Raw genomic sequence first — 19572 nt, 5'->3', positions numbered from 1 at the left:
TGTTCTTTCTGCGCCGCCCGGGAGGGAACGGACGAGGGAGCGAAAGCCCCCCGGCCGGGACCGAACGAGAGGCGCAACGCCTGAGAAGATCCCGACGAGGGTTCAACTCTGGTGGGGTATGGTGTAATTGGCAGCACGAGTGATTCTGGTTCATTTAGTCTAGGTTCGAGTCCTGGTACCCCAGCGCAGTACAGTGGTGACGCAGTACCGCACAATTGAAGATCCAAGCCCCCGTTGTGTAGCGGCCTAGCACGCTGCCCTCTCACGGCAGTAGCGCCGGTTCGAATCCGGTCGGGGGTACTGATCCCGCAAGGGATCGCCAGGAAGCCCCCGTTGTGTAGCGGCCTAGCACGCTGCCCTCTCACGGCAGTAGCGCCGGTTCGAATCCGGTCGGGGGTACCAGAGCAGGAAGCCGGTGGGTTCGCCCACCGGCGCTTGCTTTGTGTTGGGGTATGGTGTAATTGGCAGCACGAGTGATTCTGGTTCATTTAGTCTAGGTTCGAGTCCTGGTACCCCAGCCAGAAAAGGAAGGCCCCGGTCGCCCGGGGTCTTTTTTGTTTTCCCGGCACCGGGAATCCGGCACGACCGAAGGGCCCCGCGCGACATTGAGCGGGGCCCATTCCGTTTTTCGGTGCGGTGGGGGAGTGGGGGATCGGTGACAGGGGTGGTCAGCTGCGCCGCAGGGCCTCGGTGAGCCGGTTGGCGGCCTCGATGATGGCCTGGGCGTGCAGCCGGCCCGGGTGGCGGGTCAGCCGCTCGATCGGGCCGGAGACCGAGACGGCGGCGACCACGCGGTTGGAGGGGCCGCGGACGGGCGCGGAGACGGACGCGACGCCCGGCTCCCGCTCGCCGATCGACTGGGCCCAGCCGCGCCGCCGCACGCCGCTCAGCGCGGTGGCGGTGAAGCGGGCGCCCTGGAGGCCCCGGTGGAGCCGCTCGGGCTCCTCCCAGGCCAGCAGGACCTGGGCGGCCGAGCCGGCCTTCATCGGCAGGGTGCTGCCGACCGGGACGGTGTCCCGCAGTCCGGAGAGCCGCTCGGCGGCGGCGACGCAGATCCGCATCTCGCCCTGCCGGCGGTAGAGCTGTGCGCTCTCGCCGGTGACGTCGCGCAGGTGGGTCAGGACCGGGCCCGCGGTGGCGAGCAGCCGGTCCTCGCCCGCCGCGGCGGAGAGTTCGGACAGCCGGGGGCCGAGGATGAACCGGCCCTGCATGTCCCTGGTGACCAGACGGTGGTGTTCGAGTGCGACGGCGAGTCGGTGGGCCGTGGGGCGCGCCAGACCGGTGGCGGCGACCAGCCCCGCCAACGTGGCGGGGCCCGACTCCAGTGCGCTCAGCACCAGAGCGGCCTTGTCGAGCACGCCGACGCCGCTAGAGTTGTCCATGCGCTAAGACTGCAGTCTCATTCCGCGAGACGCAAGTTCAATCTTCCGCGAAAAGCGCCACTCTGGATGCAGCAGCCCGGGAGACATCCAGGATGCGGCCCCGTCACGGTGTCCGCATCGTGGACACCGATCCGGCGTGCAGGTCGCGCGAAGCGTGCCGCACAGGGCAGCGACAGCTTTGACCCCGACGACACGAGAAGGCCGGCAACGCGGCCGGCTGGAGGGAACCCGATGGGACGGACACTCGCAGAGAAGGTCTGGGACGACCACGTCGTGCGGCGCGCGGAGGGCGAGCCCGACCTGCTCTTCATCGATCTGCACCTGCTCCACGAGGTGACCAGCCCGCAGGCCTTCGACGGCCTCCGGCTCGCCGGGCGCACGGTCCGCCGCACCGATCTCACGATCGCCACCGAGGACCACAACACCCCGACCCTGGACATCGACAAGCCGATCGCCGACCCGGTCTCCCGCGTCCAGCTGGAGACCCTGCGCAAGAACGCCGCCGAGTTCGGCGTCCGGATCCACTCCCTCGGCGACGTCGAGCAGGGCGTCGTGCACGTCGTCGGCCCCCAGCTGGGCCTGACCCAGCCCGGCACCACCGTGGTCTGTGGCGATTCCCACACCTCCACCCACGGCGCGTTCGGCGCGCTGGCGTTCGGCATCGGCACCAGCCAGGTCGAGCACGTGCTGGCCACCCAGACCCTGCCGCTGGCCCCGTTCCGGACGATGGCGATCACCGTCGAGGGCGAGCTGCCGGAGGGCGTCACCGCCAAGGACCTGATCCTGGCGATCATCGCCCGGATCGGCACCGGCGGCGGCCAGGGCTACGTCCTGGAGTACCGCGGCTCGGCGATCCGCGGCCTCTCCATGGAGGCCCGGATGACCGTCTGCAACATGTCCATCGAGGCGGGCGCCCGGGCCGGCATGATCGCCCCCGACGAGACCACCTTCGCCTACCTGGAGGGCCGCCCGCACGCTCCCCAGGGCGAGGACTGGGACGCCGCCGTCGCGTACTGGAAGACCCTGGTCACCGACGAGGACGCGGTCTTCGACCACGAGATCTTCATCGACGCCGCCGAGCTGACCCCGTTCGTGACCTGGGGCACCAACCCCGGCCAGGGCGCCCCGCTCGGCGCCGACGTGCCCGACCCGGCCTCCTTCGCCGACCCGCAGGAGCGGATCGCCGCCGAGAACGCCCTGAAGTACATGGGCCTGGAGGCCGGCACCCCGCTGCGCGAGGTCGCGGTCGACGCGGTCTTCGTCGGCTCCTGCACCAACGGGCGGATCGAGGACCTGCGGGCCGCCGCCGCCATCCTGGAGGGCCGCCGGGTCGCCGACGGCGTGCGGATGCTGGTCGTCCCCGGCTCCGTCCGGGTCGCCCTGCAGGCCGTCGAGGAGGGCCTGGACAAGGTGTTCACCGCGGCCGGCGCCGAGTGGCGGCACGCGGGCTGCTCGATGTGCCTGGGCATGAACCCCGACCAGCTGGCCCCCGGCGAGCGCTGCGCCTCCACCTCGAACCGCAACTTCGAGGGCCGCCAGGGCAAGGGCGGCCGCACCCACCTGGTCTCCCCGCAGGTCGCCGCCGCGACCGCCGTCCTGGGCCGCCTGGCGGCCCCCGCCGATCTGGCGTCCGGCGCCGCCCTGGAGGTCTGAGCAGCATGGAGAAGTTCACCACCCACACCGGCCGGGCCGTCCCGCTGCGCCGCAGCAACGTCGACACCGACCAGATCATCCCGGCCCACTGGCTCAAGAAGGTCACCCGTTCCGGTTTCGAGGACGGGCTGTTCGAGGCCTGGCGCAAGGACGAGTCGTTCATCCTCAACCGGCCCGAGCGGCGGGGCGCCACCGTCCTGGTGACCGGTCCCGAGTTCGGCACCGGCTCCTCCCGCGAGCACGCCGTCTGGGCGCTCCAGAACTACGGCTTCCACGCGGTGATCTCCTCGCGCTTCGCCGACATCTTCCGCGGCAACTCGCTGAAGAACGGCCTGCTCACCGTGGTGCTCCCGCAGGAGACCGTGGAGCGGCTGTGGGAGCTCACCGAGGCCGACCCGGAGACCGAGATCACCGTCGACCTGGAGGCCCGCGAGGTGCGCGCCGAGGGCGTCACCGCCTCCTTCGAACTGGACGACAACGTCCGGTGGCGGCTGCTCAACGGCCTCGACGACATCAGCATCACCCTGCGGAACGAGGCCGACATCGCGGCGTTCGAGGCGACCCGCCCGGCCTTCAAGCCGCGCACCCTGCCGGTGGCCTGAGATCCCCCCAGGAACAAGCATTCTGACGATCCGCCGGATGGCCCGCCTCCCCCTCGGGGGGGCGGGCCATCCGGCGTTCCGGGGCGGGAGTTGTCCCGCCCCGGCCGCCCCCGGATTGCCGATTCGGGAATGCGGCAGAGGGGCCCGCGCATGCACAACTGCGGGTAGATGGCACAATCAGTGCATGCACCGGCACCATGAACCTCCGTACGCGGGCGGCGAACCCGCGTCACCGGAGTCCACGGGCCGGGGATCCGAACGCCGAATTGACGATCGGCCGGACGCCGCCACCTCACCTGCTGAGGGGCCGGACGACCCGGAAGTCGCAGCGCTCTTCGCGCTTGTGGCCGAGCGGTTGAAGCAAGCTCACGACCGCGTGCATGCGCTGAACGTGTCTGCCGATGCAAAGACCGCTCTCACCCGTCAACTGCTCATCGTCACGGAGACCGCCAAGCGCGATCTTCCCGGGGCGGCGCGGCGGTTGAGTCGCTTTGTGCAGGACCTCGACGAGGGGCGCCCGCCCGTCGACTGAGGTCGCCGACGCGCAAATCCATTGCGACACTAGGGTGATTCGCGCGTTTGGTAATTGAAAGTCCGCAGATACATACCTAACGTGCGAAATGAACGGATGGAATCATCCGGCGCCCGTTTCCGAAGGGGAAGACGTGAACAAGGCTCAGCTTGTCGAAGCGGTGGCCGAGCAGCTGGGCGGTCGCAAGGCTGCCGCAGAGGCCGTCGACGCAGTGCTCGACACCATGGTGCGCGCCGTCGTGGCCGGTGACCGGGTCTCGGTCACCGGTTTCGGCACCTTTGAGAAGGTCGAGCGCTCCGCGCGCTTCGCCCGCAACCCGCAGACCGGCGAGAAGGTCAAGGTCAAGAAGACCTCGGTGCCCCGCTTCCGTCCGGGCCAGGGCTTCAAGGACCTGGTCAGCGGCAGCAAGAAGCTGCCGAAGGAAGGCCCCTCGGTGAAGAAGGCCCCCAAGGGCTCCCTCACCCCGGGCAAGAGCGGTGTCGCCGCGACCCCCGCCGCCAAGCGCGCCGCCACCAAGCGTGCCGCCGCTGCCGCCACCCCGGCCGCCGCGACCAAGGCCGCCGCCACCAAGGCCGCCGCGACCAAGAAGACGGCCGCCGCCGCCAAGAAGGCGACCACCACCGCCGCCGCGAAGAAGACCACCGCGACCGCGACCAAGAAGACGGCCGCCGCCGCCAAGAAGGCGACCACCACCGCTGCCGCGAAGAAGACCACCGCGACCGCGACCAAGAAGACGGCCGCCGCCGCCAAGAAGGCGACCACCACCGCCGCCGCCAAGAAGACCACCGCGACCGCCAAGAAGGCGACCGCCACGGCCAAGAAGACGGCTCCGGCGAAGAAGACCGCCACCCGCAAGACCACCGCGCGCAAGACCACCGCGAAGTAGTCTCCGCGCGTCCTCCACGGACGGCCTTCGAGAGCCGTGGCGCCGCCCAGCACCGGGAATTCCGGGACGGGCCGACGCCACGGCTCTTCGCTTTTCCGGCGCCGGATTCCCCGGCGGGCCCGGGCTCAGGCCTCGGCCGGGTCCGGGAAGGTCTGGAGCGTCACGAAGACCACCCGGCGGGCGTCGCCCGCGCCCTCGGTGCGGATCCGCACCCGCTGGCCCGGACGGAGCAGCCGCAGGCCGCCGGCGTCGAAGGCGGCCGCGTCGAACGGCACCGGGGTCCCGTCGTCGAGCAGCACGGAGCCGGCCCGGGTGGCGGGGTCGAAGGTGAACGCGGTGGCCTGCATGCGAGCAGCATAGCGAGCACCACCGACAGTCCCGGGCGGCGTCCCGGCCGGGCGGGTCGGCGCGCCGCCGCGGCGGCTCAGCGCGGTCCGGACGGCCCCTGGAGGGGCAGGTAGCCGAGCCGGGTCGCCAGGGCGCGAGTGTGCGGGCCGACGCCGAGCGCCAGCGCCTCGGCCAGGTCGTCCCCGGTGTCGACGTCCCGGCGGACCGACTCCACGCCGGGCAGCCGCAGTTCACGGGCGCCGCCGGCGGCGTGCCGGGCCCGCGAGCCGTCCCCGAACGCGGGGGCGAGCGGGCTGCCCGGGGCACAGGCCAGCAGCGTCGTGCCCAGCCCGGGCGCGTCCGGCAGGAACGCCCGGCCGGCGGCCGGCACGGCGGCCAGCACCCGGCCCAGTTCGGCCGGCCGCAGCGCCGGCAGGTCCGCCGAGAGCGCGGCCAGCGGGGCGCGCGGCGCGAGGAGCAGCGCGGTCGCCGCGCCGTGCGCCAGCGCGTCGTTGAGTCCGCCGCCCGGCTCGTCGCCGACCACCAGCGCGCCGAGCGCGGCCAGCCGCTCCCCAGCGGCGGCGTCCCGGGTGACCACCAGCACCCGGCCGACGCCGGGCGCGGCCAGCGCCGCGGTGACGGTGTCCAGGGCGAAGGAGAGCGCGAGATCGGGGCGGTGCGGGCCGGCGAACGGGGCGAGCCGGGACTTGGCCCGGGCGAGCGATTTGAGCGGCAGCACCAGCGACCAGCCGGCGGCGGGTGCGGCGGGCGCGACGGGCCCGCTGGGGCGTACGGTGTCCTGGGTCATCGGCGTCATTGTGACGCCGGTCCCGGAACCCTCGCCAGGCCGTCCGAGCTGTGCGGACGTGCGTTTGATCACGCCCGCCCGACGCGCTGGCGGGGTCGCTCGACAGCCGGTCAGCGGTCGGGCGAGACTGTTCCGCGCCCGGGCCCGGTACCGGGGCCGCGCAAACGTCGACGACCGCGGCACCCCACGTGCCGCTCGGATGAGGAGGACCTGGGGTGGCCCGCCGCTCGTACGCCAGCTTCGGCAACGCCGACTACGGCATCTGGTACCGCTTCGCGGCCGTGCTGGTGAAGCCGGTGACGACCGCCCTGGTCAAGCCCGACTGGCGGGGCTGGGAGCACCTCCCGAAGGAGGGCGGCTTCATCGCCGCGGTCAACCACAACTCGATCATCGACCCGCTCGTGTACGCGCACTGGCAGTACAACAGCGGGCGGCCGCCGCGGATCCTCGGCAAGTCCTCGCTGTTCTCGGTGCCGTTCATCGGCTTCATGCTCCGCAAGACCGGCCAGATCCCGGTCTTCCGCGAGTCGACCGACGCGGCGCAGGCCTTCCGGGCCGCCATCGACGCGGTCAACCGGGGCCAGTGCGTGCAGTTCTACCCGGAGGGCACGCTCACCCGGGACCCGGACCTGTGGCCGATGACCGGCAAGAGCGGCGTCGCCCGGGTCGCGCTGATGACCGGCGCGCCGGTCATCCCGGTCGCCCACTGGGGCGCCCACGAGATCATCCCGCCGTACGGCAGGGGCGCCTCCGGGAAGGGCAAGTTCAACCTCTTCCCGCGCCACAAGGTGATCGTGGCGGCCGGGCCGGCCGTCGACCTGAGCAAGTACCAGGGCCAGGAGCTGACCTCGCAGGTGCTCCGGGACGCCACCGAGGACATCATGGCGGCGATCACCGCCGTGCTCGCCGAGGTCCGCGGCGAGGAGGCCCCCGCCGAGCGGTACGACATGCGGGAGGCCGCCCGCAAGCGGGCCGTCGCGGCGGAGGCCCGCCGGGAGCGGACCGTCGGCCGGGGCGGCGACCAGACCGAGGAGGACGCCAAGTGACCCGCTGCGCCGTGTTCGGAACCGGCTCCTGGGGCACCGCCTTCGCGATGGTGCTCGCCGACGCCGGCTGCGAGGTGACCCTCTGGGGCCGCCGCCAGGAGCTGGCGGACGCCGTCAACGCCACCCACACCAACCCGGACTACCTGCCCGGGATCCCGCTGCCGGCCACGGTCCGGGCCACCACCGACCCCGCCGAGGCGCTGGCCGGCGCGGACTTCGCGGTGCTCGTGGTGCCCTCACAGACGCTGCGCGAGAACCTGGCCGCCTGGGCGCCGCTGCTGGAGCCGCAGACCGTCCTGGTCAGCCTGATGAAGGGCATCGAACTCGGCACCGCGAAGCGGATGAGCGAGGTCATCGGCGAGGTCGCCAAGGTCGGCCCGGAGCGGATCGCGGTGGTCAGCGGGCCCAACCTGGCCCGCGAGATCGCCAACCGGCAGCCCGCGGCCAGCGTGGTCGCCTGCACCGACGAGGCGGTCGCCAAGCGGCTCCAGGCCGCCTGCCACACGCCGTACTTCCGGCCGTACACCAACACCGACGTGGTCGGCTGCGAGCTCGGCGGCGCGGTCAAGAACGTGATCGGCCTGGCGGTCGGCATGGCCAACGGCATGGGGCTCGGCGACAACACCAAGGCGACGCTGATCACCCGCGGGCTGGCCGAGACCACCCGGCTCGGGGTGGCGCTCGGCGCCGACCCGCTCACCTTCGCCGGGCTCGCCGGGATGGGCGACCTGGTGGCGACCTGCTCCTCGCCGCTGTCCCGCAACAACACCTTCGGCACCAACCTGGGCCGCGGGATGACGCTGGCGGAGGCCACCGCGGCCACCAAGCAGACCGCGGAGGGCGTCAAGTCCTGCGAGTCGGTGCTCGACCTGGCCCGGCGGATCGGCGTCGACATGCCGATCGTCGAGGCGGTGGTGGAGGTCGTGCACAACGGCCGGCCCACCCAGGAGGCGCTCCAGACGCTGATGTCCCGTTCGGCCAAGCCGGAACGCCGCTGAGCGGCGCCGGGGGGCAGCCGCCGGGTCGGTCGCCTTGGTTTATCCAAGTACCGGGTACGCTCGCCTCGATATGAGCATCGAACAGACCTCCCAGAACCCGTCCGCGAAGCCGCGGGTCGCCGTCGTCTTCGGCGGCCGCAGCTCCGAGCACGCCATCTCGGTCTCCACCGCGGGCAGCGTGCTGAAGGCGATCGACCGCGACAAGTACGAGGTGCTGCCGATCGGCATCACCCACGAGGGCCGCTGGGCGCTGGTCAGCGACGAGCCGGCCCGGATGGCCATCACCGACGGCCGGCTGCCGGACGTCGACCACGTCGCCGAGTCCACCGAGGGCCAGGTCGCGCTGCCGGTCGGCCCCGGCAGCCGCGAGGTGGTCTGGAGCGAGCCCGGCGCCGCCCCCAAGGCGCTCGGCGAGGTGGACGTGGTCTTCCCGCTGCTGCACGGCCCCTGGGGCGAGGACGGCACCCTGCAGGGCCTGCTGGAGCTCTCCGGCGTGCCGTACGTCGGCAACGGCGTGCTCGCCAGCGCGGTCGGCATGGACAAGGAGTTCACCAAGCGCCTGCTGGCCTCGCACGGCCTCAACGTCGGGCGCTACACGGTCGTCGGGCCGCGCGAGTGGGACACCGAGGAGGGCCGCGCCGCCGTCCGCGAGCGGGCCGCCGACCTCGGCCTGCCGCTGTTCGTGAAGCCCTGCCGGGCCGGCTCCAGCATGGGCATCACCAAGGTCAAGGACCTCTCCGACCTCGACCGCGCGATCGAGGAGGCCCGCCGGCACGACCCCAAGCTGATCATCGAGGCGGGCGTCTCCGGCCGCGAGATCGAGTGCGCGGTGCTGGAGTTCGAGGACGGCCCGCAGGCCAGCGTCCCGGCCGAGGTGCTGGTCGGCGGCGGCTACGAGTTCTACGACTTCGAGGCCAAGTACATCGACTCCTCCGAGGTCCGGATCCCGGCCGAGCTCGTCGAGGCGGAGACCGCCGAGATCCGCCGCCAGGCGATCGCCGCGTTCGAGGCGCTCGGCTGCGAGGGCCTGGCCCGGGTGGACTTCTTCCTGCTGGAGGACGGCAGCTGGATGGTCAACGAGGTCAACACGATGCCCGGCTTCACCCCGATCTCGGCCTACCCGAAAATGTGGGAGGCCAGCGGCCTGTCCTACCCGGAGCTGATCGACCGGCTGCTGCAGGCGGCGCTGCGCCGCTCGACCGGCCTGCGGTAGTCCCCGCCCGGACATGGCCGGAGGGCGGCCCCGGAACCCCGGGACCGCCCTCCGCGCAACGCCTGGCCGGAGCCTAGGGGATGGTCGCCTTCACCACGCCGGTGAGGGCGGCGGCGGCGTCCAGCGGGTTGGCCATGGCCCCGCCCGGCACGGTCACCTCGACGAAGGCGGCGCGCTGGGTCGCGGTGAACCGGTAGCCGCCGTCCTTCAGTGGCTCGGGCCACCAGGTGACGTCGTCGATGGTCGGGGAGATCTCCTTCTGCTTCTCCTCGACCAGCCCCTCGGGGTGCGGCACCCCGCAGCGCAGCACGATGCGCGGCGAGGAGGCCCAGGCGGCGACGTACGGGGAGGCGGTGGCCGGGTCCTTGCGCGGGTGGCCGAGCAGCTCCCGCGGCAGCGCGTCGGCGAGCGCCCGGCAGTACTCGGCGGCCTTGCCGCGGGGCTCGGGGGTTTCGACCCGCTCCTCGGGCGTGCCCCAGCTGCCGAGCAGCACCACGACGGTGCAGGCCAGCGCGAGCGGCACCGCCAGCCAGCGGATCGGGGCCGGCAGTGCCGCCAGGAAGCGGGGGGCGCGGAGTTCTCGGGTCACCCGCCGATGGTAGTCGCGCCCTACAGGTGGACCACCGGACAGGTCAGGGTGCGGGTGATGCCCTCGATCTTCTGGATGCTCGCGACGACCAGGCGGCCCAGGTCGTCCACGGTCTCGGCCTCGGCCCGGACGATCACGTCGTAGGGGCCGGTGACGTCCTCGGCCTGGGTGACCCCGGCGATCTTGGCGATGGACTCGGCGACGGCGCTGGCCTTGCCGACCTCGGTCTGAATCAGGATGTAGGCCTGTACCACGGGGACCTCCCGGCGGCTGGGTACGGGGTTCGCCGCCGTGCTCGCCCGGTCAGGCGTCGGGGGGTGGAAACGGGCTCACCGGCAGTCTGATCACCACGCTACCGCGCAGCGGGGCGGGGAGGGGAGACCTGTGCGCCGTCGGAGGGCGTACGCTGCGCGCGGAAGCGCCCGGGCCGCACGACGCGGGCGCTCGATCGATCGAAACCGAGAGGACGGCAGATGCAGGGGACCGTGGGCGAGCTCGGCGAGTTCGGACTCATCAGGGAGCTGACCGCCCGGGTACCGCTCACCGACGTGGTCGACCTCGGCCCGGGTGACGACGCCGCGGTGGTGAAGGCCCCGGACGGCCGGGTGGTGGCCACCACGGACGTGCTGATCGAGAACCGGCACTTCCGCCGGGACTGGTCCACCGCCTACGACGTGGGCCGCAAGGCCGCCGCGCAGAACCTGGCCGACGTCGCCGCGATGGGCGCGGTGCCGACCGCCATCCTGCTGGGCCTGGTGGCGCCGGCCGACCTGCCGACCACCTGGGCCACCGAGCTGATGGACGGGCTGCGGGACGAGTGCCAGGTGGCCGGGGCGACGGTGGTCGGCGGCGACGTGGTGCGCGGGGACACCATCACGCTGGCCATCACGGCGCTCGGGGATCTGCAGGGGCGCGCGCCGGTGACGCGCGCCGGTGCCCAGGTGGGCGACGTGGTCGCGGTCACCGGCTGGCTGGGCTGGTCGGCGGCCGGGCTGACGGTCCTGCAGCGCGGCTTCCGCTCGCCGCGGGCCTTCGTCGAGGCGCACCGCCGCCCGGAGCCGCCGTACCACGCCGGCCCGGCCGGGGCGGAGTTGGGCGCCACCTCGATGATCGACGTGAGCGACGGCCTGGTGGCCGACCTCGGGCACGTGGCCCGGGCGAGCGGGGTGGACATCGACCTGCGGGCGGCGGACTTCGACGTCCCGACCCAGATGGCGGACATCGGCCAGGCGGTCGGGGTCGACCCGCTGGTCTGGGTGCTCTCCGGCGGCGAGGACCACGCGATCGTCGCGACCTTCCCGCGCGGGGTCCAACTGTCGGCCCGCTGGCGGGTGGTGGGCGAGGTGATCGGCCGGGCGCGGGCGGCGCGCGGCGGCCGGGTGACGGTGGACGGCGCGGCCTGGGACCGGGTCGGCGGCTGGGACCACTTCGCGGAGTGAGCGGTCGGGCCGCGACGGGGCGTCGCTGACGCGCCGTCGGTTCCTGGACGGCTCCCGGTCGGCTCGTCGTCGGGGCGGGGCGGGGGTCGGACGGGGCGCGCGACGGGGGCGCGCGACGCTCCGGGCGCGTCCCGCGAACCGGCTCCGGACGGGGTGAGCGCGTAGGCTGACGGGAGCCGGACCGCCCGCCTCCGACGCGAGTGGCCTGGACCACTGTGGTCTGAACCACTTCTGAGCGGGAGAGCCCACCCCCATGCGCATCGGTGTCCTGACCAGCGGCGGCGACTGCCCCGGCCTGAACGCGGTGATCCGCTCCGTGGTGCACCGGGGCACCGATGTGCACGGCGACGAGATCCTCGGCATCGAGGACGGCTTCCTCGGCCTGATCGAGGGCCGCACCCGCCCGGTCTCGCACGAGGACGTCACCGGCCTGCTGACCCTCGGCGGCACCATCCTCGGCTCGGCCCGGGTGCAGCGCGAGCGGATCGCCTGGGCGGTGGACAACGCCAAGACCCTCGCCCGGGACATCGGCATCGACGCGCTGATCGCGATCGGCGGCGAGGGCACGCTCACCGCCGCCCGGCTGTTCAGCGAGGCCGGACTGCCGGTGGTCGGCGTCCCGAAGACGATCGACAACGACATCGACGCCACCGACGTCACCTTCGGCTTCGACACCGCCGTGCACGTCGCGACCGAGGCGATCGACCGGCTCAAGACCACCGCCGAGTCGCACCAGCGCGTCATGGTCGTCGAGTTGATGGGGCGGCACACCGGCTGGATCACCCTCACCGCCGGCATGGCGGGCGGCGCGCACGGCATCCTGATCCCGGAGAAGCCCTTCGACATCGAGGGGGTGGCCCGGATGGTCGAGGACCGCTTCGCCCGCGGCAAGAAGTTCGCCATCATCGCGGTCGCGGAGGGGGCCTCCCCGATGCCCGGCACCATGCGCTTCGACCACGGCGACGTCGACCGGTTCGGGCACCGCACCTTCGGCGGGATCGGCAACCGGCTCGCCCACGAGCTGGAGGACCTGCTCGGCAAGGAGGCCCGCCCGGTCATCCTCGGCCACGTCCAGCGCGGCGGCACCCCGACCGCCCGGGACCGGGTGCTCGCCACCCGGTTCGGCTGGCACGCGGTGGAGGCCGTCCACGCGGGCGCGTTCGGCCACTTCACCGCGCTGCGCCGCAACGACATCCGGCTGGTGCCGATCGCCGACGCGGTGACCCGGCTCAAGACCGTCCCGGAGGGCCGCTGGGCGGAGTCCGAGGCCGTGCTCTGACCGCGTAGGTTGGGCGTCATGGTTTCCACCGCACCCCCTCGCGTCCTGACCGTGGCCGGCTCCGACTCCGGCGGCGGCGCCGGCATCCAGGCCGACCTCAAGGCGATGCTGGCCCTCGGCGTCCACGGCATGAGCGTGATCACCGCCGTCACCGCGCAGAACTCGCTCGGCGTCCAGGGCTACTGGGAGCTGCCCGCCGAGGCCGTCCGGGCCCAGTTCCGCAGTGTGGCCGACGACATCGGTGTCCAGGCCGTCAAGACCGGCATGCTGGCCTCCACCGTGCTGGTCGAGACCGTCGCCGAACTGCTCGCCGACGTCACCGCGCCGGTCGTGGTCGACCCGGTCGGCGTCTCCAAGCACGGGGACGCGCTGCTCGCCGCCGAGGCCGTCGCCACCGTCCGGGAGAAGCTGCTGCCGGTCGCCACCCTCGCCACGCCCAACCTGCACGAGGTGACGCAACTCACCGGCCGCACCGTCGGGACCGAGGCGCAGATGCTGGACGCCGCCAAGGCGCTGCTCGACCTCGGGCCGCGCTGGGTGCTGGTCAAGGGCGGCCACCTGGAGGGCGAGGCGGCCGATCTGCTGTACGGCGGCCCGGGGGAGGAGCACTGGTACCGGGCACCGCGCTACGACAACCGGCACACCCACGGCACCGGCTGCACCCTGGCCAGCGCGATCGCGGCCGGCCTGGCCAAGGGCGAACCGCTGCCCGAGGCGGTGGCCTCGGCGAAGGCGTACATCACCGGCGCGATCGCCGGCGGCTTCGCGCTCGGCGCCGGGATCGGGCCGGTCGACCACGCCTGGCGCTGGCGCTGACGGCACCGCCCGCCGGGTGCGGACATGCCTCTGGGCGGGCCCGAGGGCCCGCCCAGTTCAGGCCGGAATACAGGAAGCCGGTCCACCCGAGGGTGAACCGGCTCACTGGAGGACCGGCATGCCGGTCTGCGCGTCAGCGCGAGACCTTACCGGCCTTGATGCACGAGGTGCAGACGTTGAGCCGCTTCGGCGTCCGCCCAATCACAGCGCGCACCGTCTGAATGTTGGGGTTCCAACGACGGGGGGTACGGCGGTGCGAGTGGGAGATGCTGTTGCCGAAGCCCGGCCCCTTGCCGCAGACGTCGCAGTTGGCAGCCACAGGAGTCACTCCAAGACTTCAGATCATTTACGTTCGAAAACCCCGCCAGACCAGCGGAGCACTCACGTGAACCGAACCGGACCAAGGGGTGAGCCTGAACCTGTTCCAGGCAACCGGAAGAGCATACAACGCTTGCTTCCGTTCAACGAAACTACCACGACCGGCCGGTTGATCGCTCCGCCCGCCGCGTCCGGCGCCGCCTCCCGGCCCCCGATAACCTGCGGGTACCACCCCTCGCCGTTCACATTCAGGCCATCACGGCGTCCCACTCCGGAGGAGACCTGGTGCTGCACACGCTCGACGCCCCGGCCGTGCGCAGCTGGTGCCAGCTGGCGCTGCGCGCGCTCGGCCAGGCCCGCGAGGAGATCGACGCACTCAACGTCTACCCCGTTCCGGACGGCGACACCGGCACCAACCTGTACCTGACCGTCGAGTCGGCCGCCGCCGAGGTGGAGAGCCGGTTCGCCGACCCGGGCACCGGCCCGGCGCCCGGCCTCGCCGAGACCGCCCGGGCGATGGCCCGCGGCGCCTTGGTCGGCGCCCGCGGCAACTCCGGGGTGATCCTCGCCCAGTGGCTGCGCGGCACCGCCGAGACGCTCGCCGCCGGCGGCGGCGCCGACCAGCTGCGGGCCGCCCTCCAGCGGGCCGCCGACTCCGCCTACCAGGCCGTCGCCGAACCGGTCGAGGGCACCCTGCTGACCGTCGCCCGGACCGCCGCCCGGGAGGCCGCCCGGGCCGGCGACGGACTCGGTCAGGTCGCCGACACCGCCTACCGGGCCGCCCGCGAGGCCCTGCGGCACACCCCCGAGCAGCTCGCCGTGCTCGCCGAGAACGGGGTGGTGGACGCCGGCGGCCGCGGCCTGGTCGCCGTCCTCGGCGCGCTCGCCGACGCGGTGGCCGGCCACCAGCCGATGGGACCGGTCGCGTTGGGCGAGGACCTCAGGGTGGTGGAGAGCTGCGGGGTGCATATCCGCCCACCCGTCACCCGCCGCCACCCTTCGTTCGAAACGCTTCGCGATGCACCCTTCGTGGGCCCCGGCCACCCCGCGTTCGAGGTGATCTACCTGCTGGACGCGCCCGACGCGGCCCTGCCCGCGCTGCGCGAACGGCTCGCCGGGCTCGGCGACTCGCTGGTCATCGGCGGCGGCGACGGCCTGTGGAACGTGCACGTCCACGTCGACGACGCGGGCGCCGCCGTCGAGGCCGGGGTCGGGGCCGGGCGCCCGCACCAGATCCGGATCACCCACTTCGCCGAGGCCGCCGCCCGCTCCGGCGCCCCCGCCGACCGGGGCGAACCCGCGCGGCCGGCCCGCGCGGTGCTCTCGGTGGTCTCCGGCGCGGGCCTGGCCGAACTCTGCGAGCAGGCCGGCGCGGTCGTCCTGCACGCCGAGCCCGGCCGCCCGCCGGCCAGCGCCGAACTCGCCGCCGCCGTCCGCCGGTCCGCCGCCCGGGAGGTCGTCCTGCTGCTCAACGACCCCGAACTGCGGGCCGCCGCCGGGGCCGCCGCCGACCAGCTGCGCGAGGAGGGCGTCCGGATCGCCGTGCTGCCCACCCGCTCGCCGGTCCAGGGCCTGGCCGCGCTCGCCGTGCACGAGGCCGGCCGGCGCTTCGACGAGGACGTGGTCGCCATGACCTCGGCGGCCGGCGCCACCCGGTACGCCGAACTGGCCGTCGCCGAGGGCGAGTCCTGGACCATGGCCGGGGTCTGCCAGGCCGGCGACGTGCTCGGGCTGATCGACGGGGACGTCGCGGTGATCGGCGCCGGCCTCGCCGAGGTCGGCGAGAGCGTGCTGGACCGGATGCTCGGCGCCGGCGGCGAACTCGTCACCCTGATCCTCGGCGAGGGCGCCCCCGCGGGCCTCGCCGAGCGGCTGGTCGGCCACGCCCGGCGGCACCGGCCGGAGGTGGACGCGATGGTCTTCCACGGCGGCCAGGAGTCGGCGCCGCTGCTCATCGGGGTGGAGTGACGGCGGGCTGACACCACCGTGCGGGGCCGGTTTGTCGGTCCGGTGGTGTAAACAGGGCCCTGATGGGCGCTCTCGATGAACCACTGACCAAGCTCGTCGGCGACCGGACCGCCAAGGTGCTCGCCGACAGCCTCAAGCTGCGCACGGTCGGAGACCTGCTGCACCACTACCCGCGCCGGTACGCCGAGCGCGGGCAGCTCACCAGCCTGGACGAGCTGGAGATCGACGAGCACGTCACCGTGCTGGCCCGGATCGAGAAGGTCACCCTGATCCCGTTCCGCGGCCGCAAGGGCGACCGGCTGGAGGTGGTCGTCACCGACGGCCGCAGCCGGCTCTCGCTGGTCTTCTTCAACCAGGGCTGGCGGCAGAAGGAGCTCAAGCCCGGCTCCCAGGGCCTGTTCGCCGGCAAGGTCGGCGTCTTCAACCGGAGCCGCCAGCTGGTCTCGCCGGACTACCAGCTCCTCGACGCCGACGCCGACTCGGACACCGCGCGGCAGTTCGCCGGCCGGCTCATCCCGGTCTACGCGGCCAGCGCGCAGATGCCCAGCTGGAAGCTCTCGCTCTGCGTCGAGACGGCGCTCACCAAGCACCTGTCCGACGTCGGCGAGCCGCTGCCCGCCGAACTGCGCGAGCGGCACGGCCTCATCCCGCTGCCCGAGGCCCTCGAACTCGTCCACCGCCCGCGCAGCCAGGCCGACCGCGAGCGGGCTCAGGACCGGCTCCGCTGGGACGAGGCGTTCGTCCTGCAGGTCGCCCTCGCCCAGCGCCGGGCCGCCGACTCCGCGCTGCCCGCCAAACCGCGCCGCCCCCGCCCCGACGGCCTGCTGGACGCCTTCGACGCCCGGCTGCCCTTCACCCTCACCGAGGGCCAGCGGAAGGTCTCCGCCGAGATCGCCGCCGACCTGGCGACCGACCACCCGATGCACCGCCTCCTCCAGGGCGAGGTCGGCTCCGGGAAGACCCTGGTCGCGCTGCGGGCGATGCTGGCGGTGGTGGACGCCGGCGGGCAGGCGGTGCTGCTCGCGCCCACCGAGGTGCTGGCCCAGCAGCACCACCGGTCGATCGTCGAGATGATGGGCGACCTCGCCGAGGGCGGCATGATCGGCGGCTCCGACCTCGGCACCCGGGTGGTGCTGCTCACCGGCTCGATGGGCGTCCCGGCCCGCCGGCAGGCGCTGCTCGACATGGCCTGCGGGGACGCCGGCCTGGCGATCGGCACCCACGCGCTGATCGAGGACAAGGTGCAGTTCCAGGACCTCGGCCTGGTCGTGGTCGACGAGCAGCACCGGTTCGGCGTCGAGCAGCGGGACGCGCTGCGCGCCAAGGGCGAGCAGCCGCCGCACCTGCTGGTGATGACGGCCACCCCGATCCCGCGCACGGTCGCGATGACGGTCTTCGGGGACTTGGAGACCTCGGTGCTGGACCAGCTGCCGGCCGGCCGCTCGCCGATCTCCACCCATGTGGTGCCGGCCGTCGAGAAGCCCAACTTCCTGGCACGGGCCTGGGAGCGGGTGCGCGAGGAGGTGGCCAAGGGCCACCAGGCCTACGTGGTCTGCCCCCGGATCGGTGACGAGGAGCCGGACGGCGCGAAGGGGGCGAAGAAGAAGCGCCGGACCGCGGAGGACTTGGAGGAGCTGCTCGACGACGCACCGGACGAAGGCGCGGCGAGCGATGAGCGGCGGCCCCCGCTGTCCGTCGTCGAGACCGCGGCGAAGCTGGCGACGGGCCCGCTGGCCGGGCTGCGGGTGGAGATCCTGCACGGCCGCCTGGCGCCGGAGGCCAAGGACGAGGTGATGCGCCGGTTCGCGGCCGGCGAGGTGGACGTGCTGGTCGCCACCACGGTGATCGAGGTCGGCGTCAACGTCCCGAACTCCACCGCGATGGTGATCATGGACGCGGACCGGTTCGGCGTCTCCCAGCTGCACCAGCTCCGCGGCCGGGTCGGGCGCGGCTCCGCCGCCGGCCTCTGCCTGCTGGTCAGCGACATGCCGGCGGGCAGCGCCGCCCGGGCCCGGCTGGACGCGGTGGCGGGCACCCTGGACGGCTTCCAGCTGTCCCGGATCGACCTCGAACAGCGCCGCGAGGGCGATGTGCTGGGCCAGGCGCAGTCCGGGGTGAAGTCCTCGCTCAAGGTCCTCTCGGTGCTGGAGGACGAGGAGGTCATCGTGACCGCCCGGGCCGAGGCCACCCGGCTGGTCGCCGAGGACCCGGAGCTGGCCGACCACCCGGACCTGCGCACCGCCCTGGAGAGCCTGCTCGACGAGGACCGCGCGGCGTACATGGAGAAGGGCTGACGGTCCCGCTGCGCAGCCTTCGGCCAGGCCCGATTGTCAGACCCCCGGGAGAGAATGAAGGTGTTCAGGGCGCACCCCCAAGGTGCGTTCCTGGCGCGACACTTGGGGGTTTTGCCATGGCATTCCGTCATCTCAACGAGCTCCCGCTGGGCGACAAGGTCTTCCGGATCGAACTCGCCAGCGACGACGACCGCGAGGTCACCCTCACCCTCACCGGCTGGCGCGAGGGGGCGGCCGCCGCCCCGCTCGCCTCCGGCAAGCTGCGGCTGCCGGTCGAGGACGTCGCCTCGCTGCGGATCGCGCTCAACCGGGCGCTCCGGGCCCTGGCGATCGTCGCCGACGTCTCCGAGCCCATCCCCGACCGCGACGTGCTGCGCGAGCTCTACCCCGGCCACGGCGCCCCCTGGGTGCCGCAGCACGAGGAGGAGCTGGTCCGGCGCTTCCACGAGGGCGACACCGTCGCCCGGATCGCCGCCCGCTTCGGCCGCACGCCCGACTCCGTCCGGACCAAGCTGCGCGAGCTCGGGCACGACCCGCGCCGCCCCGAGTACTGCCCGCCCGACGGCTGCCTGTCCTGGTCCCGCTACGCCTCGCCGGCGCTGCTCGGCGCGGCCGTCCCGGCCCAGGCGGCGGGGTCCGAGGCGAGCTGACCGACCTGACCGACCGAGCGCACGCGTGCGGCCCGGCCGGGGTGTCCCGGCCGGGCCGTGCCCGCCCGGCGCGAGCGCGCTGCGGTGACCGGGGCGGTGGTGATCGGGATAGCGTGGTCGGGCAGCGACGAAAGGACCACCCACCACCATGACCCGCGTGATCGCCGGGGCGGCCGGCGGCCGCCGGCTGGCCGTACCGCCCGGCCGGGGCACCCGTCCGACCTCCGACAAGGCCCGCGAGGCGATGTTCTCCACCCTGGAGGCCCTGCGCGGCACCCTGCACGGCGCCCGGATGCTCGACCTGTTCGGCGGATCGGGCGCGGTCGGCCTGGAGGCGCTGTCGCGCGGCGCCGAGCACGTGCTGCTGGTCGAGGCGGACGCCCAGGCGGCCCGGGTGATCCGGGAGAACGTCCGGACCATCGGCCTGCCGGGCGCGCTGGTGCAGGCCGCCAAGGCGGAGAAGGTGATCGCCGGGCCGGCCCCGGAGACCCCGTACGACCTGGTCTTCCTCGATCCGCCGTACGCCGTCACCGACGACGAACTGCGCGAGATGCTGATCACACTGTCGGCTGGGGGCTGGCTCGCGGAGGACGCACTCGTCACCGTGGAGCGCAGCACCCGGGGCGGCGAGTTCGGCTGGCCGGACGGCTTCGAGGTGCTGCGCTCCCGCCGCTACGGCGAGGGCACGCTCTGGTACGGTCGCGCCGCCGCCGAGACCCGCCGCCACCCCTAGCGGGCCGAGGCCCGCAGCAGTCCTCGTCACCCCTGAGGG

20 protein-coding genes and 4 tRNA genes are annotated in these 19572 nt (G+C 73.4%); 18 read left to right on the top strand and 6 right to left on the bottom strand.

The window, feature by feature from the left end:
* Positions 1–112: 112 nt before the first annotated feature.
* From AB0N76_RS12555 to AB0N76_RS12540, 4 genes are all read left to right on the top strand, one after another.
* Positions 113–184: transfer RNA gene (locus tag AB0N76_RS12555), tRNA-Gln, on the top strand.
* A gap of 43 nt (positions 185–227) precedes the next feature.
* Positions 228–300: transfer RNA gene (locus AB0N76_RS12550), tRNA-Glu, on the top strand.
* A 26-nt stretch (positions 301–326) separates the two neighbouring features.
* Positions 327–402 (top strand) — tRNA-Glu (locus AB0N76_RS12545).
* Positions 403–446: 44 nt separating this feature from the next.
* Positions 447–521: transfer RNA gene (locus AB0N76_RS12540), tRNA-Gln, on the top strand.
* A gap of 147 nt (positions 522–668) precedes the next feature.
* Here the strand turns inward: AB0N76_RS12540 and AB0N76_RS12535 are convergent.
* Entirely contained in the window at positions 669–1382 is a 714-nt protein-coding gene (locus AB0N76_RS12535; protein ID WP_030306825.1) for an IclR family transcriptional regulator, read from the bottom strand.
* Positions 1383–1613: 231 nt separating this feature from the next.
* Between AB0N76_RS12535 and leuC the strand changes: the two genes are divergently transcribed.
* The 4 genes from leuC (at position 1614) to AB0N76_RS12515 (ending at position 5055) form a co-directional block, all read left to right on the top strand.
* Positions 1614–3035, top strand: a complete 1422-nt coding sequence (leuC, locus tag AB0N76_RS12530; protein WP_363556092.1) for a 3-isopropylmalate dehydratase large subunit — start codon at positions 1614–1616, stop codon at positions 3033–3035.
* Positions 3036–3040: 5 nt separating this feature from the next.
* Positions 3041–3637, top strand: coding sequence for a 3-isopropylmalate dehydratase small subunit (gene leuD / locus AB0N76_RS12525; protein WP_363556090.1), 597 nt, complete (start codon positions 3041–3043; stop codon positions 3635–3637).
* Positions 3638–3980: 343 nt separating this feature from the next.
* Positions 3981–4169, top strand: coding sequence for a hypothetical protein (locus AB0N76_RS12520; RefSeq protein ID WP_327684106.1), 189 nt, complete (start codon positions 3981–3983; stop codon positions 4167–4169).
* A 133-nt stretch (positions 4170–4302) separates the two neighbouring features.
* Complete coding sequence (locus tag AB0N76_RS12515) at positions 4303–5055, top strand: HU family DNA-binding protein (protein ID WP_363556088.1); 753 nt, start codon at positions 4303–4305, stop codon at positions 5053–5055.
* Between the two features lie 125 nt (positions 5056–5180).
* Here the strand turns inward: AB0N76_RS12515 and AB0N76_RS12510 are convergent, their stop codons facing one another.
* Positions 5181–5402: a hypothetical protein gene (locus tag AB0N76_RS12510; protein ID WP_363556086.1), complete on the bottom strand. Its 222-nt coding sequence runs from the start codon at positions 5400–5402 to the stop codon at positions 5181–5183.
* A 77-nt stretch (positions 5403–5479) separates the two neighbouring features.
* Positions 5480–6190: a 2-phospho-L-lactate guanylyltransferase gene (cofC, locus tag AB0N76_RS12505; protein WP_363556084.1), complete on the bottom strand. Its 711-nt coding sequence runs from the start codon at positions 6188–6190 to the stop codon at positions 5480–5482.
* Positions 6191–6405: 215 nt separating this feature from the next.
* Here cofC and AB0N76_RS12500 point away from each other — a divergent pair, with 215 nt between their 5' ends.
* The 3 genes from AB0N76_RS12500 to AB0N76_RS12490 all read left to right on the top strand — a co-directional run bounded on the left by AB0N76_RS12500 (position 6406) and on the right by AB0N76_RS12490 (position 9447).
* Positions 6406–7236 carry a lysophospholipid acyltransferase family protein gene (locus AB0N76_RS12500; protein ID WP_363556082.1) on the top strand — a complete coding sequence of 277 codons (831 nt, stop codon included), beginning with the start codon at positions 6406–6408 and terminating at the stop codon, positions 7234–7236.
* Positions 7233–8234, top strand: coding sequence for an NAD(P)H-dependent glycerol-3-phosphate dehydrogenase (locus AB0N76_RS12495; protein WP_363556080.1), 1002 nt, complete (start codon positions 7233–7235; stop codon positions 8232–8234). The genes AB0N76_RS12500 and AB0N76_RS12495 overlap by 4 nt, the downstream gene beginning before the upstream one ends.
* Before the next feature lie 70 nt (positions 8235–8304).
* Positions 8305–9447 (top strand): D-alanine--D-alanine ligase family protein, encoded by a 1143-nt coding sequence (locus AB0N76_RS12490; RefSeq protein ID WP_363556078.1) that lies wholly within the window; start codon positions 8305–8307, stop codon positions 9445–9447.
* A 73-nt stretch (positions 9448–9520) separates the two neighbouring features.
* Here AB0N76_RS12490 and AB0N76_RS12485 read toward each other — a convergent pair whose 3' ends face one another.
* Both AB0N76_RS12485 and AB0N76_RS12480 read right to left on the bottom strand, forming a co-directional pair.
* Positions 9521–10036 carry a DUF3515 domain-containing protein gene (locus tag AB0N76_RS12485; protein ID WP_363556076.1) on the bottom strand — a complete coding sequence of 172 codons (516 nt, stop codon included), beginning with the start codon at positions 10034–10036 and terminating at the stop codon, positions 9521–9523.
* 20 nt (positions 10037–10056) lie between these two features.
* Positions 10057–10290: an Lrp/AsnC ligand binding domain-containing protein gene (locus AB0N76_RS12480; protein WP_363556074.1), complete on the bottom strand. Its 234-nt coding sequence runs from the start codon at positions 10288–10290 to the stop codon at positions 10057–10059.
* 219 nt (positions 10291–10509) lie between these two features.
* Here AB0N76_RS12480 and AB0N76_RS12475 point away from each other — a divergent pair, with 219 nt between their 5' ends.
* From AB0N76_RS12475 to thiD, 3 genes are all read left to right on the top strand, one after another.
* The gene (locus tag AB0N76_RS12475) at positions 10510–11475 is read left to right on the top strand and encodes a thiamine-phosphate kinase (RefSeq protein ID WP_363556072.1); all 966 of its coding nucleotides are present in this window, start codon (positions 10510–10512) and stop codon (positions 11473–11475) included.
* A 253-nt stretch (positions 11476–11728) separates the two neighbouring features.
* A complete protein-coding gene (locus AB0N76_RS12470) occupies positions 11729–12754 on the top strand; it encodes an ATP-dependent 6-phosphofructokinase (RefSeq protein ID WP_363556070.1) in 1026 nt (341 codons plus the stop codon).
* 18 nt (positions 12755–12772) lie between these two features.
* Positions 12773–13570, top strand: coding sequence for a bifunctional hydroxymethylpyrimidine kinase/phosphomethylpyrimidine kinase (thiD, locus tag AB0N76_RS12465; RefSeq protein WP_363556068.1), 798 nt, complete (start codon positions 12773–12775; stop codon positions 13568–13570).
* A gap of 133 nt (positions 13571–13703) precedes the next feature.
* Here thiD and rpmB read toward each other — a convergent pair whose 3' ends face one another.
* Positions 13704–13889 carry a 50S ribosomal protein L28 gene (gene rpmB, locus AB0N76_RS12460; protein ID WP_014138233.1) on the bottom strand — a complete coding sequence of 62 codons (186 nt, stop codon included), beginning with the start codon at positions 13887–13889 and terminating at the stop codon, positions 13704–13706.
* 284 nt (positions 13890–14173) lie between these two features.
* Here rpmB and AB0N76_RS12455 point away from each other — a divergent pair, with 284 nt between their 5' ends.
* From AB0N76_RS12455 to rsmD, 4 genes are all read left to right on the top strand, one after another.
* Positions 14174–15856, top strand: a complete 1683-nt coding sequence (locus AB0N76_RS12455; protein ID WP_363556066.1) for a DAK2 domain-containing protein — start codon at positions 14174–14176, stop codon at positions 15854–15856.
* Between the two features lie 62 nt (positions 15857–15918).
* Positions 15919–18150 (top strand): ATP-dependent DNA helicase RecG, encoded by a 2232-nt coding sequence (gene recG, locus AB0N76_RS12450; protein WP_363556064.1) that lies wholly within the window; start codon positions 15919–15921, stop codon positions 18148–18150.
* A gap of 116 nt (positions 18151–18266) precedes the next feature.
* Positions 18267–18800 (top strand): hypothetical protein, encoded by a 534-nt coding sequence (locus AB0N76_RS12445; protein WP_363556062.1) that lies wholly within the window; start codon positions 18267–18269, stop codon positions 18798–18800.
* Positions 18801–18948: 148 nt separating this feature from the next.
* Entirely contained in the window at positions 18949–19533 is a 585-nt protein-coding gene (rsmD, locus tag AB0N76_RS12440) for a 16S rRNA (guanine(966)-N(2))-methyltransferase RsmD (protein WP_363556060.1), read from the top strand.
* Positions 19534–19572 lie beyond the last annotated feature (39 nt).

Origin of the sequence: Kitasatospora sp. NPDC093806 (genome assembly GCF_040683335.1) — a bacterium.
Lineage (GTDB): Bacteria > Actinomycetota > Actinomycetes > Streptomycetales > Streptomycetaceae > Kitasatospora.
This window is presented reverse-complemented; position numbering and strand designations above follow the sequence as displayed.